This is a genomic window from Levilactobacillus suantsaii, from assembly GCF_004115745.1.
Classification (GTDB): Bacteria; Bacillota; Bacilli; order Lactobacillales; family Lactobacillaceae; genus Levilactobacillus; species Levilactobacillus suantsaii.
Map to the genome: position 1 here is coordinate 49,692 of NZ_QXIL01000001.1, position 17,838 is coordinate 67,529.

Genomic DNA, 17,838 nt, shown 5'->3' on the forward strand with positions numbered 1-17,838 from the left:
AAACGCCGTTGGGTAAATTAAGCCTTCCGCACCACCCCGTTAAAAAAAGCTATAAAATACTTTATACACTTTCCTACTTTATTATAGTCACTGATTCTGTCACGACAGGTCACCCCACAATCTAACTTAAGCCATTGACAACCATCGCTTTGCGGCCTAAGCTAGGCTTCACAATTGAAATGTCTCGTTTAACGTGATATCAGGAAGAGTACTTAGATTTACGCGGTCGAGAGAGCACCGGGAGCTGAAAAGGTGTCCGCCAACGTCTAACGAAAATGACCCTGATTGCTAGCGCCCAGTGCAAGCTGGTCGCCCGGAGCTGTGACCCGTTACCGTCACCGACTTTTGGCAACGAAAGTTATCGAGTGGCTGGGTGTGAACTCAACCTAAAGTAAGGTGGCACCGCGGGAAATCGGCCTTCTGTTTCACGACAGATGGCCGATTTTTTAGTTAGGGGGACGATTCCATGCAACATCAACGTTTACGCTTCACGCTCGCCACACTCGGGCTCCTCGTTTTAAGTGGGTGCGGATCACAGGCCAGCGGGCACAGTCAGTTTCACCATGCTCCAAAACACCCAGGAAGGCCTGTACCGCCTGGGCAAAAACGGTAAACCACTCAAAGCGATTGCGACGCACACCAAGCTGACCAACGGTGGTAAGACCTACACCATTGACTTGCGGCACGATGCCAAGTGGTCAAACGGCGATCCGGTCACAGCCCAGAATTTCGTTTATTCCTGGCGGCGGACCTTGACGCCCAAGACAGCCGCCCAGATGCAGGATTACCTACATCCGGTGGTCAACGCCAAAGAGATTTTTGCCGGTAAAAAGGCCCCTAGTACCTTGGGAATCACGGCGCACGGGCCGTACAAGCTGACCATTCAACTCACCAAGCCGGTCTCTTATTGGAAGACGCTGTTGGCGTGGCCGGTCTTTTACCCGGAAAACCCCAAGATTGTGCAAAAGTACGGGAACCGCTACGGGACTTCTTCTAGCCGTGTGGTTTCCGACGGGCCTTACCAACTGACCAAGTGGAACGGGACCAGTAAGACCTGGACGCTGGCCAAGAACCCGCACTATTGGAACAAGGCCAACGTTCACTTGACGGCCATCAACTATCAGGTCAACGAAAGTACCGCCACCAGCTATAATCTCTTCATGTCCAAGCGAGCCGACGAAACGTTACTAAGTGGCCAACAGGTCAAGAACAACCTGAACAATCCGAACTTCGTCAAGCGTTTGCCCACCGGGACCCAACGGCTCGATATGAACCAAAAGAAAGTCCCCGCACTCAAACACCTGGTTATTCGCCAAGCCCTTTCGGCCGCCATCAACCGCGACCAACTGGTCAAAAATGTTCTTCAAGACGGTTCGGTTGCTTCGACTGGCCTGGTTCCCGTCGGCATGGGCAAGAACCCGAAGACCGGTGAAGACTTCAGCCATGAAGCCATTGTTAAATCGGCCACGTCTTACGACTTAACTCGGGCTAAGCGGCTCCTGGCTCAGGGCTATCACGAGTTACATACTAAGCACCTTGATTTGACCTTGTCCGTGGGAAACACCGATGCAACCAAACAGACGGCCGAATTCATCCAAAGTTCGCTAGAGAAACTCCCCGGCGTTAAAATTGCCGTCAGAGCAATCCCTTATGTTCAACTGATGACTCAGCAAGAACAAGGCAACTTTGAGTTAACGCTCAGCGGTGCCCAATCGGTTCTGGCAGATCCTAATGAGTATCTGGGCAATTACGTCGGCGGCACCACCGACGATAACGAAAATATCACAGGATTCAACAACGCCCGCTATAACCGGTTGATGACTCAAGCCGACAATGTAGACGGTAATAACCCAACTCTGCGCTGGCAGAAGTTGATTGCCGCCGAAAAAACATTGATGACCCAACAAGCCGTCATCCCCCTGTTCCAGCAAGCAAAATCGCAACTCCTACGGACCACGGTCAAGGGAATCATCTACAACCCTGCCGGTATCCCGTTTGACTTCACCCACGCCTACATGGCTCAGGACTAACTACGAAAAAGGGCGAGAAATCCGCGGATTTCTCGCCTTTTTGTGTTTTCGTTCAATTTTTCGCAACGACGCGAAAGTTATGCCGTAATTTCGGCCAGACGTGCCGGTCGGCAAAACTGATCAACGGTCCATTAAAAAAGACGCAAAAGAGCATCCCCAAATTCACCGAGTAGAGTTGATGACTCATGACAAAAGTCACGACCATGATGGCAATTGGCACCAGGAAGGCCACAATCTGTGCCGGCACTACCCGCCCGTGAAAGTAGCGGAAGCGCACGATGTTCGTGGTATCGTCGTTGGGGTGCATAATCAGATTTGCCCGCTGGTACAACGAAATCGCGATACAAAAAATCACGATACCCGAAAAACAGATGGCCAATTTGACCAGCTACGGTAATTGGGGAATTCCCAACCGGGTAAACAGCGCCACGAAGCCGTTGACTAAATAGCTAAAGCAACCGATAAAGACTACTTCGCCAATAAAGCGCCAACGGTCCCAGTGTTGACTCAACACCTGATTGACGCCCGCCGTTATAGTTCCAATTACCAGCATCGGCCAACCGACCGACACACCTAACAGGTGGCCCAGATTCACTTCCGAAGCCGTCCAGGGACTGGTTCCCAAGTTCGTGGCCACGGTCAGCCCGTTGCCAAACGCATTAATCAGTAGCCCCCAAAATAAGGCCCAGACACGCTGGGCCAACGGATTATTCTTGGTCATTCACCAAACTTCTTTCCATCATTAGAATTCTAATTAAGCATAGACGTTGGTGATGACCCATGTCAATTGACCCAGTTACTCATGGGTGGCCCAAAATACCCGATAAGCTGGGCCTAAGACCGTCATAAATTCGGTTAGTAATTGCGGACTGTAGTAACGTAACGTGGTCCGCGGCCGATCGCCAGGGCTAGTTGGTCCCACCTGGCGCAATGTCCCCGTCGTCAGGGGCCAGAAATAACCCACGGTCCCCGCTAAATCAGAATCGGTCACGTGGTTGCGCACATAGGCGTCCAGGAAACGACCAATCTTAGTGGCCGTGGTCTCAAAGACGGGGGCTTGGGGCCGGTGCGCTAGTTGCGCAGCCAGCGCTTTAGTGGTATGCGTTATTTTATCAGTCCCCAGATAAGCCATCTTCCAGAGCAGCCAGGCCAGCGCCGACCAGAACCCAACTGTGGGCAAGGTCACACTCATTCCTAAGAGTTCTGAATAGGTCAACAGATAGACGCGCACATCGTCTTGGCCGGTTTGATCATCGTGAAAGACGGCTTTCCAGGGACCGGCCGGACTTGCCGGCTCAGCCGTAACAATCAAGTGACGCGTTCGCGTGGGTGTCACAGCGTCACAGGCCTTGGCCAATTCGGCGATAAGGTTTTTCAACATGGTCGTGGCTTGGTCCTGAGTGATCGTAGATTGTAAATCATTCACCAATCCGGTCACTAACCGTGCTAGTACAGGCGATTGTGTCGCGATGGTTAAGATATCATGCCACCGGTACGTGGCTTGGGGCCAGGTCCACAACGTCAGCGTCTCAAGCGTCGTGGCCACGTGTTGGTTAAGATTTTCCGGCCCGTCACTGGCCAAGGGGTTCCAGCGAATCACGTTTTGATAATCGCCCCGAATCGTGTGAAAGGTCATAGTCACCACATCTTGAGCGCCACAGAGCCGTGCCTGGCCTGTCACCGTTTTATCCGGATTACCCTCTAGTCGAAAGTTAGCTTCTGCGGCCCGTACCTGCAGATAAAAGCCCACCAAGTCCGTTGCATCCCCGATTCCTTCAGCTAACGGCAGTACCCGCAAAGCCACCACCGCCTCCGCTGGGATGATGACGGTCTCTCCGGTCTTCAAGGCGAGTTCTAAAGTCACCACTCCCGTCAAATTGACCAGTGTGGCCTCCATTTTAAATTGCCGCGCGTAGCTGTGCGCAGCTTGAGTCGTCAATTGTCGTTGATTATTTATTGGGTTCATGACGTTTCCCTCTAATCATCTAAGATGAACCTAGCATACCCTGAATCATCACGGTCCGCACAAATTACGCCTTCTCCGACGCATTATTGGAAGATTTACCAGCTTAAAAATGGTTTGTTCGCTATCAAATCGCATAATCTCGCCATTTTCAGTTATACCTGTCGACCGCTATTTTTACCCAAACAACTTTATTTTGCCAATTTTCGCGGACAAATTAGTAAATAGTAGCAACTAATAATCCACCAATGTTTAGTATACTCATCCCCACGTCATAGTCTGTCATTTTGAACCAGAAAGCCAACTTTTGTGTAGCTATTCAACGGATAACTATATCCCCACTCATTTGTCCTCAATTTTCGGATACTGCGCCAAGACTGCGGCGAGCGTGGTCCGCATCTGTTTAACCAATGACAGTGGCGATAAGACTTTAACCGCCGTTCCCTGACTCAACAACCATAGCATGGCGCCGCCAACCTTGACGTAGGCCTCAATCACGTGACTCCCATCAGGGTGTCGGTCAACCACGTACGACCCTGGAAAATAGTCGAGAGCCGTTTGCACGTAATTACGGTAAACGAAGCGAATCCGGGTCAACTCCCCCGTGTCTAACAGGTAGGTCTGGCGTCGATGATCCTGTAACGAGAAACGTTGGGCGTACGCCAGTCGCTCTCCCGTTGTTTTCGTTAAAATGTCAACGATACGGTCTAAGCGGTACAGCAAGTAACTGTGACGTTGCCGGTTCCACATGGCGACGTAGAAGTAGTACGTCTCAAAAAACAGTGCGACCGGTTGGGCGTGCTGGACACGGGGAGTGGGTTCGCCCGCGTGACTGCTTTGATAAGTAAAGACCAGTTTTTCGTTGTGGTCAATACTCGTCGAGATCTCCCGCAAGCGGGCCAACAACGGTTTGGCCCGTGACAGTGGCGTGTAGCTCCCCCGTGAAAGCGTCAATTGCTCATGAACCAGCGTTTGCATACTCGGTGATAACCCCGTACTCAAGAAATCCAGGGTTCGATTCAGTTCGGCCCCCGTCAATGCCCGGCTCCCCAGTAAGACGTGGCTCGCAGCCAAGACCATTTCTAAGTCGTGAACATCGCTTTGCTGGGTCAAGCAGTACGTCCCGTTTTGATCGTCGATGACTCCCACGTTATATTCCGCCAATGCCTGCCGAATATACGCCATATCACGTTGACAAGTCCGCAGACTGACCCCGTATTGTTTCTTGAGGTCAGCCTGATCAAGTACCTCACCACTCACCAACCGGACCAACATATCCGCGACGCGCCCGTTGCTCTTCATTTGCACACCCCCAGCACCAAAGTTTCGTTAGTCTTTATCATAGCACGCTTTTCCCCGCTTTAGTCCTGTCAAACATAACTTTTTGCCGCAATAAAAAACGCGGCTGGTTAGGAACCGCGTCAAAAGTTCATGAGGTGGCAATCATCGTTGCCGTAACCGGGGCATCCCCGGCATACAAATGTTGCTTGATGACCCGTCTTTTCTGAATAACTTGCCCCGTTTCGGCTAGGGTCAACCCAAAGATACCGCCGTCATAGGCACCCGACCGGCTTCCCGCATCAATCAGGTAGCGGGGCACATCCTGGTCATCGGCCTGCATTTTCAAGTATCCCTGGTGATGGTCCAGCAACTGAACTGGGGTGTGACCGGTCACGATCACCTTTCCCAAATCATTGGGATGCCACCCCAGTTCCCGGTGGGCGTCATCTTGAAAGTAATACGCGCCCCGAATCCAGAGCAAATCATCACGACGTTGGTCCGCAAGCGGCCGATGCCAATCGATTCCGGCGTGGACCGCCAGTATCTTCGGCGTCTGCCAGGTTAACGGAAGCTGTTGTAAAAAGGCGGTCATGTCCACTAACGGTGCTGTGCTCAACGCATGGGCCACCCCCACTAACGTCGTAGCGTGAATCCCCAAGCGCCGCCAAGTCTGCGCTCCGCCGTTGAGTCTCCAGGTCTGATACGCCCAGTCGCTACCCTGCGCCGTTTGGGCCCAAAAATCATCGTGGTTCCCTAGCAGGGCCACATCGCCATGGTGGGTCACCCGGTCGCGCAAAATGGCTAAAACGCCCAGTGGGTCCAGACTCATGGTTTCCACGTGATCGTCGAAGCGTCGGGTTGCCAGCCCATCGATATAATCGCCCATAAAAATGACTTGGCTGGCTTGAATCACGGGGTCGGCCAATAGAACGCGTAAATCGTCGGCCGCTGAGTGGATGTCTCCTACAAACGTGTACGTCTTCATCCTTATCACCCTCCTGCAGGTCTTAACCCCTGATTGCCGTTCAGTCTACCAAGGGGGACATCGGGGACGCAACTCGCTACGCTTAGTTCGGCCGCTAAGTTAGCCTTGCCCGTCCTTAAAGGCCGGATAAAGCGTCATCCCACCGTCGATAAAGAGTGTGATACCCGTGACGTAGCTGGATTCTGATGACGCCAGCCACGCAGCACCGGCCGCCACTTCAGCCGGTTTGCCGATTCGATTCATCGGGACCATGCTAACGGTCTGGTCATACTGCGTTTGGTCCGCAAATTTCTTGGCGTTGATCGGCGTATTGATGGCTCCGGGACCAATCGAATTGACCCGAATATTGTCCCGCGCGTATTCCATGGCAATCGTTTGGGTAAACAGCTTGACGCCCCCTTTAGCCGCCGCATAACTGGCAAAGGTCGGCCAAGGAATCTGCTCGTGGACGGACGACAGGTTGATGATGTTGCCCGGCTTGCCCTGCCGTTTGAAATAGGTGATCGCCGTCTTGGCCCCCAGGAAAACTCCAGTCTGGTCGATAGCCATGACCTTGTTCCAGTCGGCCAAGGAAAGCTCGTGGGTCGGTACTTGAATCTCCATCCCCGCGTTGTTGACCCACACGTCCAGGCCACCAAACTGATTTACCGCCGTTTCCAGCAAATCGGTCACTCCGGATTCGGTCGCCACATCAGCTTGCACGCTGACGGCTTGGCCCCCGGCAGCCTTAACTTGAGCCGCCACTTTTTGAGCCCCTTTCTCGTCATTGTGGTAGTTGATCACTACAGCCATGTGCTCGGCCCCAAAGCGTTGGGCAATGGCGCTACCGATGCCTTTCGACCCACCGGTGACAACCGCGACTTTGTGCGCTAAATCAGAATACATCATGTGATAATTCCCCCTAAATCGACCTTACTGATTGACCAGCGAGTGACTGTATCGCCACTCGCGATGCTGAACCAGTTTATTATGGTCCATTACCTTTTACACCATGGTTATATCATGATGTTGGGCGTTACGCGAGAAATTAGCTTACCCTACGATTCACTTTAGATTATGGCTCGAAAAAGTGGCAACGACTCATTCGTTGAGCTATGAGTCATTGCCACTTTAATCTACGTCCTACCAAATGCCAATAATTTTCAACCAAAATAGTTCTAAGCCAATCCAGATGAGCAAGTAATATCCCCCTAGAATGGCGTTGAGCCGCCACCAATCACTTTGTTTCACATAACCGGAACCAAACAGAACAGAGGCGGGGCCGTTCGCATATTGGGTCGTGGAACTGTAAATCGCCGTCGTAAAACCTAAAATCAAGGTTGCTAGCGTGCCCGGGACTCCCGCCGCGATGGCGACGCCCAATAAAGCCCCATATATGGCCGCAACGTGTGCCACTTGACTCGCAAACAGGTAATGGGAATAAAAGTAAACTAACGCCAAGACGACCAACACCACCAACCAATTCACACCCTTCAACTGATGTGAGATGGCCCGGGATAACCACGGAATAATGCCTAATTTATTGAGCCGGTTCGCCATAAAAATCAAAATCGAAAACCAAACCACGACGTTCCACGCGCCCGTTTCATGCAAAATATCCTGGACAGATAAAACACCAGTCAACAGTAACAATGAAATCGCAATAAAAGCCACCGTTGTCGCATCTAAATTTAAAGTGCTGGATAAAATCCAGAGCAGCAGGGCCATGCCAAAGATCCCCAGCATGACTTTTTCTTTAAGTTGCATGGCGCCCATCTTTGTGAGTTCCTGCGTTGCCCACTCACGGGCATTGGTCGTTTCGCGTACAACGGGAGGATAGAGACGGTAAATGAGATACGGGACCGTTACCAAGCAAATTATTCCGGGGACTGATGCCGCCACGAACCATCCCAGCCAAGAAATCTTAATCTTAAAGGATTCTGCCAAGCTAAGTGCGATTAAGTTTGGTGACATCGCCGTCATGAACAGCGCACTGGTGATAATGTTGGCGTGAAATTCTGAAAAAATCAAATAGGAACCAATCTTTCGTTCCGTGTGGTCCTGGGGGGTGGAGTGAAACGTCTCCGATAATGCCTTGACAATCGGGTAAATAATCCCACCAGCCCGTGCAGTGTTACTAGGGATGGCCGGAGCTGTCACCAAATCAATCCCCTCAATGGCATAGGCTAGCCCCAACGTTCGTTTCCCGAACAGTTTGACAAACCACAACGCCATTCGCTTACCTAGTCCCGTCTTCGAGAAGCCACGTGAGATCATATAAGCCATCGCAACTAACCAAACCGTTTTGTTGCCAAACGCCTGCATCGTGGTCTTAATCGGGGCTAATCGTAACACCAATAAGATAGTCACACTGACTAAAGCAACGCCAGCTATGGGTAAGGGTTGCGTGATGCACGCCACGATTGTAGCTAAAAACAAAGCTAGTAAATGCCAAGCAATAACTGAAATTCCTGCTGGCCGAACGGGGGTTGCCAGCCAAATTAAGCTGCCCACAATGATCGGGATAAAAAATGCTTTATATTTTATTTTCATCACATCACGCTTTCCTCTCTTTATTGTAACTACTAACAGCATAAATTTTATACCCCCGTGGGTTAAAGTAGTCATAATATAATTATCTTATAAGTTAACTCGATACGGCCCGTTGTTCAGCTGTTCAGGGCTTAAATATTACCACTGTGATGGCACAACCCTATCCACCTTTATATTTCTCCCGATTGATTTAACCTTAGCGCAGTGGCGCTCTATCCTCATCAGCAAGCAGGGGGGCTCAGCACCAGCCCGCCCAAATCTTCTAAACGTTTTGTTGGACGCCATCACCAACGACCCGCTAAACTAAAGGTAACCCTTAAGGAGGTCTGCCCCATGCTTATCAACTTGCTCTTTGCGGTGGACGACAAGTTCGTTGACCGAATGTTGGTCACGTTGTACTCAATTCGCCAAAACTCGCCCACCGATAATCAATATGCCGTATACGTGTTACAGGATCAGCCTTTCAATAATGCGGCGACACTCAAGCAAAAGCTACAACGGCTCGACATGACTTACCACCCGGTCATCGTTGACGATAAGTTATTTGCTAACGCCCCATTATCCGACCGCTACCCCCGCTCGATTTATTACCGGTTGTTAGCTAGCGACTTATTGCCCACTGATTTGGATAAAGTCCTCTACCTGGATGCTGACATCTTAGCCATCAACGATTTGACGCCACTGTACCAGACCGACCTCACCGACTCGCTGTATGCCGCCGCAATGCACACCGACTTTTTGAACTTGACCGGGACCTTCAATCAATTTCGGCTAGATACCGCAACCCCGCACTATTTTAATTCCGGAGTGCTGCTAATTAATCTAAAGCGAGCGCGCCAGGTCGTGGACGCCGACAAGATTTTCGCCGTGATCCGAGAACACCACGATGAACTACTCTTACCCGACCAAGACGTGCTCAATAAGCTATACGCCGACGATACGCAACCGGTCCCCGACGTGATCTACAACTATGACGTGCGCAAAAACCTGACCTATCAGGCTACTAGCCAAGGTAAATGGGACCTTGATTGGGTGATCCGCCACACCGTTTTCCTCCATTATTGTGGAACTAAGAAACCTTGGTTACCTAATGCCACCGACTGGTTCGCTTTCTTGTATAAACATTACCAACACCAATCTAAACGACTGTAAGTTTACAAGCATTACAAAAAAATCGCCGCTTACCCGACCCATCGTTCCCGACTTAGATGTGGTAGTATCCCGATTATTGATGGTCACGTGACTGGGGGGCATCATGACCCATCCCCCACGCACTGGCCATTTTTGCGTATTTTTCTAGCGGTTTAGTTGTTTGCCCATTTAACCATCGGTTTTATCCATAATTGGGATTGCTTAAAATTTGTCACATCTGACATTTTACGTTACTAAATCGTCGCAGTTTGTTAAGTGAGCGACACTACTCTGCAACTTAAAGTCCCTATACTAGAACTCGTACGTAACTGGTACATAAAAAAATTTGTTATGGAGTGACTTACTATCAAAGCGACAACTAAAAAAGTTCTGCTCAGTACCTTTGGGGCCGCGGCGTTATTAATGGCTGGTACCCAAGCCAACGCTAGCACGGTCAACGTGCAATCTGGTGATACGGTCTGGGGCTTCTCCCAAGCCTACCACGTCTCGATCAAATCCATCGTTAAGGCAAACAGCTTAAGCGATGCTAACTTGATTTACGTTAACCAAAAACTCAGCATTCCTGATAACCAAAAGACGACGACTAAGGCTAACACGACTAGCCAAGCCGCAACGACTTCAACGACGACTAGTGCTTCCAGCGCTGCTCAATCCAGCTCGACTCAAAGCACTGCAAACAGCAGTTCCGCAGCCAAGACGGCTACTAGCGCAACTCAAGCATCTAAGGCCGCTGCTGCTTCCTCTGCCGCAGCAAGCTCCGCCGCTGCTTCTAGTGCTGCAGCAAGTTCTGCAGCTGCTAGTTCCGCTGCAGCCAGCTCCGCAGCCGCTTCTAGCGCAGCCCAATCCGTTGCAGCTAGTTCCTCAACTGCAACCCAAGCTAGTTCTGTAGCTTCTTCATCATCTGCCGCAACGCAGTACAACCACACGGCAACTACGGCTAGCTCTGCAGCTTCCAGCGCCAAGTCGACGACTAGCTCCAGCTCTAACACGAGTTCCAGCTCAGCTTCGACTTCTTCCACTAAGGGTGGCGGTGTTGCCGAAGCCTTGAAGATTGCCAACAGTGACGTCCCATACGTTTACGGTGGTAACTCCATGTCCGGTTTTGACTGCTCCGGTTTAGTCCAATACGTCTTCGGCTTAAGTGCCCGGACCACTATTCAACAAGCTAAGTTAGGGACGCACCACACCGACGTTGCTAACGCCCCATACGGCGCTATCCTCTTCTGGGGTTCTGACAGTACACCTTACCATGATGGGATTTCCTTAGGTAACGGTAAGTACGTTGCCGCACAAAACGAATCCGATGGCATCGACACTTTCACTCAAAATTCCTACTTCAAGCCAAGCTACTACATCGTGTTATAATTTTCAGCACGTTAAAACGCGAAGCCCCGATTACGGGACTTCGTGTTTTTTTGTTGTCTGCATTTATTCATTTCTAGTTGGCTAATACTTGGCTTCGACCCAGCGGTGCATCATCACAATATTGGCAGTCGCCACCACGATGACCACGACGACTAGTCCTAAGAGGTCAAACCAGACGCCGCCCTCTAAGACCGAGGCTATCCCCGTGAAAGCCGCGTAAAGTTTACTTTCTAGCTCGGCAAACCACGTCAAGAACCGTAGAAGCACTCCGGTCAAAATAATCGCTAGCACTACCTTGATGATGCGTTGCTGCACGTTGGGGAGAAACGCACTGATGGTATTCGTTCCAAAGTGGATCAAGGTGATGACTGCCCAGGCCCACAGAGCGACCACAATCCCCCACAACACGGCACTGGTTCCGTAAAAAGCCAGGTCATGCCAGGCAGCCGCCGACATGTGGATGTTCAACTGTAGCCACATGCGGATGATATTGCCGCTCATCGCCGTACCAACCGCCAGCAAGATGACCTGGATGACGCCCACGTAAAGGAGCGCGACTAACGACGTCCCTAAGTTGGCCAGGTATAACTTAGTGTCGCTGGTGGGCAATAAGCGGTAAGTATCGCTAATCACGACCTGCTCATTTTGCCGCGCCAAAAGGACAAAGGCGACGAAGCCAAAGATACTGCCCCAAATGGTCACCGTACTGATCATTTCCAGTTGGGCAAAGCCACGCCGCCAGATCTGGTAGACCATGGTCACGACCACCGCCAATAAGTTAAAGAATAAAAGCTGGTTCATGCTGCGAAACTTCGGTCGCCACATAACTCGAAATAGATGGTTAAAACTGGTCATCGCTAATGTCCCCCTCGTAAACACTTTCGTAAAAGGCTTCAATCCCCAATCCAAATTCACGACGAATTTGGTCACTGCGCTTGTGCGTACAAATCGTATGGTCCTTGATAATCACCACTTCGTCCAATAAGGCGGCGATTTCCGACACGTAATGGTCGCTGATCACCATAGTGGCTGAATCCTGCTTCCAACGAATGATACTGCTGATGATGCGCTTACGGCTCATACTATCGATGCCGCTAAAGGGCTCGTCGAGTAAGTACACCGCGGCTTCGCGGGATAACGTCAACGCGATGATGAATTTTTCCCGGGTCCCCTTCGACAGCGTCGCGAGTTTCTGGTCATCGTCAATCTGTAAAAAGGTAATCAAATCCAGATATTTTTTAGCCGAGAAGTCCGGGTACGCCAACGCGTAAAAGTCACGAATCTGACTAAGTTTATCGCCGGGGCGAAACCCCTGAAGCGCCTCACTAAAACTGACAAAGGCTCGGCGGGTCGCCGCCGTCGTTTGACCGTGCACGGCAATGGTCCCCTTTTCTCCCTTGGCGAGTCCCGCAATCAAGCGCATCAAAGTCGTTTTGCCGGCCCCATTTTCGCCTAACAGCCCAACGATTTTTCCCGGATTCAGTTGCAAAGTAACGTTCGTCAAAATCTGCTTAGTGTTGCGCCGGTAATTTAAATTGGTAATGTCAATCGCTTCAGTCATCTGCGTCCCTCCGTTTCTCGATATACGTTTCAATTGCCTGTAGGATTTCAGTATCGCTTAACTTCAACGCGTGTAGTTGACGATAAAAGGCTTGGCTGTAAGTACGTAGTAACTCGTGCTTCAACGTCGTAATCTTGGCAGCATCCGCGGTCACAAAATTTCCTCGCCCCCGCTGCGGCACAATATAGCCTTCGGCAATCATTTCGCGTAACGCCCGCTGAACCGTATTAACGTTGACGGTCAGGTCGACCGCCAGTTGTCGAACTGCAGGCAGCTTGTCGCCAAGTTGTAGGTCACCAGCTACTATTCGGTGATACAGGTAGTTCTTGATCTGATAATAAATCGGCACCTTATCGTCAAACAGCATGTGTCTCACCTCACTAGTGTTATATCTTTCTATAACACTATAACACAATTCCCCCCAAAAAGAAATTCAGTCGCACGGGGGACGCTTCCTATTTGGGCGTGGGACTCGTCTTATCTGATTGGCTGAATAGTTGTGCCCCAACACAAAAAAGCCGACCCCCAACGGATCGGCTCATGATTGATCAGATTTAATTTAACTCTCAGCGGGAACTTCTAACTTCAAATCATTCTTCTGCGCTAATTGTTTCTCGGCAGCCTTCCGTGCCGCCACAGCATCGTAGAAGTCGCTAAAAGTTTGGTTCAAGACATAGTGACCATGGTAAAATAGGCGTGCCGCCCACTTACCTGACCGCTTATCAAAACTAACTCCAATTACTCCCGAAATATTCCGGGAACTAATCTTCGTTAAAGCAGCCACGTTAGACCCGTTAACCAGGGGTAAGTTCGTGGCGTTCCCAATTTGCTTCCGGGTGCGGGGGTCCTTGGTTAACCGGGCTTTGCTAATATCTCGCCGATAGCAGCCGCAGCTGACCGTAATCCCGTGGCGTAGCCGGTAACTGTCAACCGTGACCAATTGGCCACAGCTACATTTGCATAGCCAAGTCGCGTTACCATTCTTTGCAGTCCCGTCGCGACGGATAACCGTCAGTCTGCCGAATTGTTGTCCACTCAAGTCTAAGAGTCTCATAAACAATTCCTCCATTCTTATATTCTTAGAAAGCTTGATTTACCAGAATCTACCCCGATTTCACTCTTTGCTCCCCCGTGGAAAAATATCCTTATATATTATTCTACACATCAAACTAAAAGTTAGCTTAAACTAATCATAGGTTGAGACGTTTGCGTGACTCCAGATACAAAGGATTTTATCATGCCAACCACCCAGAAAGGAAATGATTTACCATGACAATTTTGATAACCATCTTAATTATTCTCGTTGCCCTCGAACATTTAGGCATTATGGCTCTCGAAATCTGGGGACACCCTGCCCAACAAGCCCGGGCTTTCGGGATGCCCTTAGCCTTCGTCCAGCAACCACAGGCCCGTACGGCGTTAGCCAACCAAGGAATTTACAACGGGATGTTGGGACTCGTGATCTTATCCAGTTGGTGGTTGTTAGCTGGCACCGCTCAGCACATCACGTTAGCGCTCTTACTACTGTTCATCGTCGTGGTGGCCCTCTTTGGCAGTTTAACTGCCAATCGTAAAATCTTCTGGCTTCAGGGATGCCCCGCCTTGATCACGCTACTCCTACTGCTAGGTTGGTGGCTTTAATAAATTCTTTAAAAAGATGGTTTACAGACGTCGGGTCACACGTTATAATGAAGTCACATATTCAGGTGAGAACATGCCGCGGTTTCGATTATTGGAGGATTTAATTGAGCTTAAGCCATTATTAACACCATTGGACCCGTACACATACTTCTATTCTGCTGGTTGCGTTCATTCGTAACTAGCTTTTTTTATGGCCTTTTCCCGATGACTTAATTCAGCCTACCGGGTGGAGCTTAACGGCAGCTTAATTTTTCAGAAATAAAACCTAAAACCGTGAGATGTTTACCGCACAATTTAAAATGGGATCCTACTAATGTTCGCGTAGGATCCCATTTTTAACGATAATTAAAAAGAGCGCGGCCCTGGCCCCACTCTAACGTGTTCCCTTACATCTGACTAATGGCAATCCACAGTAAACCTAAATGATAAATGACCACCAGCATCATGGCAATAAAGAGCCATCCACCAGCATAGTACACATAATACATTCCTGGATGCTTCATCCTGCGACCTCCTTCAGTGGGACGGACAAGTTTACCAACACTTCAACTGACCCAATCGGGCCGATTAGCAGTTCGTCGCTCCTTGGCGGCGAGCATGATGGCTTCTTGCTCAGCAATAGTCGCGGTGAACTGTTGCATCTGATCATGAGTAACGACTTGCGTACCATGTTTCTGGGCGCGCCATGTAAGCATCTGAAATTTACGCTTTTCTTCCGACAGCTGATTATCTAACATTTGGTTCCCCCCAAATACTTGCGCCAGTGTTCTAATTCCTGTCACCAATTATTATAAGCGTTTTTTCCCAATCGGTCTACTCATAAGGCCAAATGTTACAAAACATTTACACAGTCCGCCATTTCGGGGCTGTTTTACTTTTATTTAGTCATTAACTTACCAAATGTAACTGCTTTTACTTAAATTGGTATAGTTAAAGTGTGCAACCGGTTGCCATGTGACTAAATGGACGATTAGTAACAATAGTTGTTTGACTCAACTTTTAATGGTTTAGATTTATCTTGTTTTAGCTGTCCCCACCGTAAATCAATTGTGTTTTCCAGCCGAACGGGGTAGGCTAAAGGGGTTTCAACCATGTCCATTGATCGTCAAAAATTCCCGCCACTTTACCGGACCGTTGCTATCAACGACGATGGCCTCGATAGCCACTCCTACATTCCTGGCGGTCTCGATGCCGTCACCAGTTCACCGCTAGCTGCTAAGCCGGGGGCGAACCCCGAACAATTTGTCGGCTTAGCGCTGAGCACGTGCTTGAACGCCACACTCGAAGCCATCGAAAAGCGTCGGAACTTGCCACACCGCTCACAGGTACACACTATCGTTGAATTTGCCCGCGATGTCCAGGGGTTTCAATTCTACGTCAACGCCCAAGTCCGAATCCCCGGCATTGATCCCCAGACGGCCCAGGCCATGGTGGATTTAGCGGAACGCCGTTGTCCTGTGGCTAAATTGATGGGTGGTAGTAACAACGTCACCGTTACCTTAGTTAACGACTTCAGTCCGGTGACACCAGTGGCTGACAAAGCCTAAAAATGGACCGCCCAGCAATCTTGCCATGGCGGTCCATTTGAGATTAATGATGAGAAAAGTGCGCCTTTAGGCGGTGCCACCACGACTGCGGGTGGCGTTCCCCATACACATACGATTGCGACCGTCGACCGGGATGCCGGTCCTCACGCTCGTCGTCCATGAAGACAATCTTGCGCCAGCGCTTGGCTTCTTCATCACTCATGCGCTTTTTACTCATTGACTTCAATCTCCCTTATCCTTTTCTCATGTCCGATCGTGTGGATTATCACGCGTCTTAAATCGGGTGATCTGGCTGAAATCCCGAATAAAGTTAAGGAGTTCATGTGCCTGAGCTTCACCGTAGATATCAAGCCAACCTTGGAACCGGTGCTCAATCCGTTGACGGATTAACCGTTCGGCTTGTTCACCAGTTGGCGTCGCCAAAAGATACAAGCGCCGGCGGTCATTTTCATCGGGCTGTTGGCGCAAATAGCCCTGACGAATCAAAACGCGAATCTGCCGGGAGACGGCACTACGCGTCACTTGGCGTTGAATGGCAATATCCATCAACGTGACGTGTTCGTGCTGGGTGACTTCCCGCAAGATCAGATACTGTTCAAATGACAGATGAAACGTCTTGGTTGGTTCCGATACGAATTCATCCAGGTGCTTCAACGAACTCATATAAACATCAATAAAGGCGTCCAGCAAAGCTGTTTTTTCTTCGGCCATGAATCTCCACCTACAATTCTCAAAATACGATTTTTATCTTAGCATTTACATTCCGTAAATACCAGTTTTTTTCGTGAGCGAGGTCAGTCGCACTGCTAAAGTTATGTTAGAATAGAGAAACGCTTTTGGCCACGGTAAACATGATTATGATGCTTAATTAGCCACACAATTGTTAATCACTGTTACATTTTTCCCGTAACAGACCAGAAAGGAACTTGCTATGTCCGGTTTAATCGATCGCATTCACCGGGTTGAGTTGGGTAACTTAGCCCAATTTGTGAAAATATGTACTAAGCTGCAACTCCCCTACACGTTACTTGGTGGGTCTTTATTGGGAGCCATCCGTCATCAGGGCTTCATCCCCTGGGATGACGACGTGGACGTTGGCCTCTTACGCGCAGATTACGACCAATTATTAGCTGCCGCCCCGGCACTTTTGCAGTCGACCCACTACTTCTTACAGACACCTGATAGCGATCCCAACTACGCGTTGAGTTACGCCAAGCTTTTAGATCGTAACACCTATATCGAAGAGAAAAATAACGTTAATCACGCCCGTAAAGGAGTCTTTATCGATATTTTCCCACTCGACCGGGTGCCCCAGGAACCCACGCACCAACGTGAGCAACTGGCTAAGTTCCAATGGTACAACACCCGGATTTTACTACAACTCCGGTACCACCTGGTCAATAACCCCTTGGTCAAGTTGCAACCCCCTCTGGATACTGCCCAGCGTGCGGACGTGCAGGTATTAAAGGATGCCCGCACCGCGGTCATGACCCAATACCAGTCCCAAGCGGACCTGCCAAACGTCAAGAATTTAGCTTCCCAATACGCTTACGATAAGGAAGTCTTTACCATTACACAGGTTACTGACCTAACAATGGTTCCCTTTGAGCAATTACGCGTACAAGTCCCCCGCGATTATGCGACAATTTTAACAGGGATGTACGGCGATTACATGGCATTACCGCCGAAAAATCAACGGACCGAAAAACACCTGGAACGGTTAATCATGGATAATCAAGTCTTTACCGATTAAGTGGCCCTAAGCTTTAAGTTTACCCCCA

General features: G+C 49.8%; 20 protein-coding genes. 6 read left to right on the forward strand and 14 right to left on the reverse strand.

The window, feature by feature from the left end; genetic code table 11:
* Nucleotides 1-563 precede the first annotated feature (563 nt).
* Nucleotides 564-2,030: a peptide ABC transporter substrate-binding protein gene (locus tag DXH47_RS00205; RefSeq protein WP_225423455.1), complete on the forward strand. Its 1,467-nt coding sequence runs from the start codon at nucleotides 564-566 to the stop codon at nucleotides 2,028-2,030.
* 52 nt (nucleotides 2,031-2,082) lie between these two features.
* Here DXH47_RS00205 and DXH47_RS11770 read toward each other — a convergent pair whose 3' ends face one another.
* The 7 genes from DXH47_RS11770 to DXH47_RS00235 all read right to left on the reverse strand — a co-directional run bounded on the left by DXH47_RS11770 (nucleotide 2,083) and on the right by DXH47_RS00235 (nucleotide 8,791).
* Nucleotides 2,083-2,409 carry a hypothetical protein gene (locus DXH47_RS11770; RefSeq protein ID WP_225423456.1) on the reverse strand — a complete coding sequence of 109 codons (327 nt, stop codon included), beginning with the start codon at nucleotides 2,407-2,409 and terminating at the stop codon, nucleotides 2,083-2,085.
* 9 nt (nucleotides 2,410-2,418) lie between these two features.
* Nucleotides 2,419-2,751, reverse strand: coding sequence for a hypothetical protein (locus DXH47_RS11775; RefSeq protein ID WP_225423457.1), 333 nt, complete (start codon nucleotides 2,749-2,751; stop codon nucleotides 2,419-2,421).
* 75 nt (nucleotides 2,752-2,826) lie between these two features.
* Nucleotides 2,827-3,996 (reverse strand): hypothetical protein, encoded by a 1,170-nt coding sequence (locus DXH47_RS00215; RefSeq protein ID WP_129031087.1) that lies wholly within the window; start codon nucleotides 3,994-3,996, stop codon nucleotides 2,827-2,829.
* 339 nt (nucleotides 3,997-4,335) lie between these two features.
* Nucleotides 4,336-5,295, reverse strand: coding sequence for a helix-turn-helix transcriptional regulator (locus tag DXH47_RS00220; protein WP_225423458.1), 960 nt, complete (start codon nucleotides 5,293-5,295; stop codon nucleotides 4,336-4,338).
* Nucleotides 5,296-5,422: 127 nt separating this feature from the next.
* On the reverse strand, nucleotides 5,423-6,259 hold the full coding sequence (locus DXH47_RS00225; RefSeq protein WP_129031088.1) for a metallophosphoesterase family protein: 837 nt from the start codon (nucleotides 6,257-6,259) through the stop codon (nucleotides 5,423-5,425).
* A 99-nt stretch (nucleotides 6,260-6,358) separates the two neighbouring features.
* On the reverse strand, nucleotides 6,359-7,144 hold the full coding sequence (locus tag DXH47_RS00230) for a glucose-1-dehydrogenase (RefSeq protein WP_129031220.1): 786 nt from the start codon (nucleotides 7,142-7,144) through the stop codon (nucleotides 6,359-6,361).
* A 237-nt stretch (nucleotides 7,145-7,381) separates the two neighbouring features.
* Nucleotides 7,382-8,791, reverse strand: a complete 1,410-nt coding sequence (locus tag DXH47_RS00235) for a DASS family sodium-coupled anion symporter (RefSeq protein ID WP_225423459.1) — start codon at nucleotides 8,789-8,791, stop codon at nucleotides 7,382-7,384.
* 333 nt (nucleotides 8,792-9,124) lie between these two features.
* Between DXH47_RS00235 and DXH47_RS00240 the strand changes: the two genes are divergently transcribed.
* Nucleotides 9,125-9,943: a glycosyltransferase family 8 protein gene (locus DXH47_RS00240; RefSeq protein ID WP_129031090.1), complete on the forward strand. Its 819-nt coding sequence runs from the start codon at nucleotides 9,125-9,127 to the stop codon at nucleotides 9,941-9,943.
* 402 nt (nucleotides 9,944-10,345) lie between these two features.
* Nucleotides 10,346-11,308 (forward strand): C40 family peptidase, encoded by a 963-nt coding sequence (locus DXH47_RS00245; RefSeq protein ID WP_129031091.1) that lies wholly within the window; start codon nucleotides 10,346-10,348, stop codon nucleotides 11,306-11,308.
* Nucleotides 11,309-11,389: 81 nt separating this feature from the next.
* On the opposite strand, the gene DXH47_RS00250 is transcribed toward DXH47_RS00245, so the two are convergent.
* From DXH47_RS00250 to DXH47_RS00265, 4 genes are all read right to left on the reverse strand, one after another.
* Nucleotides 11,390-12,163 (reverse strand): hypothetical protein, encoded by a 774-nt coding sequence (locus DXH47_RS00250; protein ID WP_129031092.1) that lies wholly within the window; start codon nucleotides 12,161-12,163, stop codon nucleotides 11,390-11,392.
* A complete protein-coding gene (locus DXH47_RS00255; protein ID WP_129031093.1) occupies nucleotides 12,150-12,869 on the reverse strand; it encodes an ATP-binding cassette domain-containing protein in 720 nt (239 codons plus the stop codon). Before DXH47_RS00255 ends, DXH47_RS00250 begins: the two co-directional genes overlap by 14 nt.
* Nucleotides 12,862-13,236 carry a GntR family transcriptional regulator gene (locus DXH47_RS00260; protein ID WP_129031094.1) on the reverse strand — a complete coding sequence of 125 codons (375 nt, stop codon included), beginning with the start codon at nucleotides 13,234-13,236 and terminating at the stop codon, nucleotides 12,862-12,864. The genes DXH47_RS00255 and DXH47_RS00260 overlap by 8 nt, the downstream gene beginning before the upstream one ends.
* 192 nt (nucleotides 13,237-13,428) lie before the next feature.
* A complete protein-coding gene (locus tag DXH47_RS00265; RefSeq protein ID WP_129031095.1) occupies nucleotides 13,429-13,923 on the reverse strand; it encodes an alcohol dehydrogenase in 495 nt (164 codons plus the stop codon).
* A 215-nt stretch (nucleotides 13,924-14,138) separates the two neighbouring features.
* Here DXH47_RS00265 and DXH47_RS00270 point away from each other — a divergent pair, with 215 nt between their 5' ends.
* Nucleotides 14,139-14,510, forward strand: a complete 372-nt coding sequence (locus DXH47_RS00270) for a DUF1304 domain-containing protein (RefSeq protein ID WP_129031096.1) — start codon at nucleotides 14,139-14,141, stop codon at nucleotides 14,508-14,510.
* Nucleotides 14,511-15,055: 545 nt separating this feature from the next.
* Here DXH47_RS00270 and DXH47_RS00275 read toward each other — a convergent pair.
* Nucleotides 15,056-15,247: a hypothetical protein gene (locus DXH47_RS00275; RefSeq protein WP_129031097.1), complete on the reverse strand. Its 192-nt coding sequence runs from the start codon at nucleotides 15,245-15,247 to the stop codon at nucleotides 15,056-15,058.
* Between the two features lie 354 nt (nucleotides 15,248-15,601).
* Between DXH47_RS00275 and DXH47_RS00280 the strand changes: the two genes are divergently transcribed.
* Complete coding sequence (locus tag DXH47_RS00280) at nucleotides 15,602-16,057, forward strand: OsmC family protein (RefSeq protein ID WP_129031098.1); 456 nt, start codon at nucleotides 15,602-15,604, stop codon at nucleotides 16,055-16,057.
* 43 nt (nucleotides 16,058-16,100) lie between these two features.
* Here the strand turns inward: DXH47_RS00280 and DXH47_RS11595 are convergent, their stop codons facing one another.
* Both DXH47_RS11595 and DXH47_RS00285 read right to left on the reverse strand, forming a co-directional pair.
* Entirely contained in the window at nucleotides 16,101-16,274 is a 174-nt protein-coding gene (locus tag DXH47_RS11595) for a hypothetical protein (protein WP_170954911.1), read from the reverse strand.
* Between the two features lie 26 nt (nucleotides 16,275-16,300).
* Nucleotides 16,301-16,768, reverse strand: coding sequence for a MarR family winged helix-turn-helix transcriptional regulator (locus DXH47_RS00285; protein ID WP_129031099.1), 468 nt, complete (start codon nucleotides 16,766-16,768; stop codon nucleotides 16,301-16,303).
* A 220-nt stretch (nucleotides 16,769-16,988) separates the two neighbouring features.
* Between DXH47_RS00285 and DXH47_RS00290 the strand changes: the two genes are divergently transcribed.
* Nucleotides 16,989-17,810 (forward strand): LicD family protein, encoded by an 822-nt coding sequence (locus DXH47_RS00290; protein WP_129031100.1) that lies wholly within the window; start codon nucleotides 16,989-16,991, stop codon nucleotides 17,808-17,810.
* The last annotated feature ends 28 nt before the right edge of the window (nucleotides 17,811-17,838 follow it).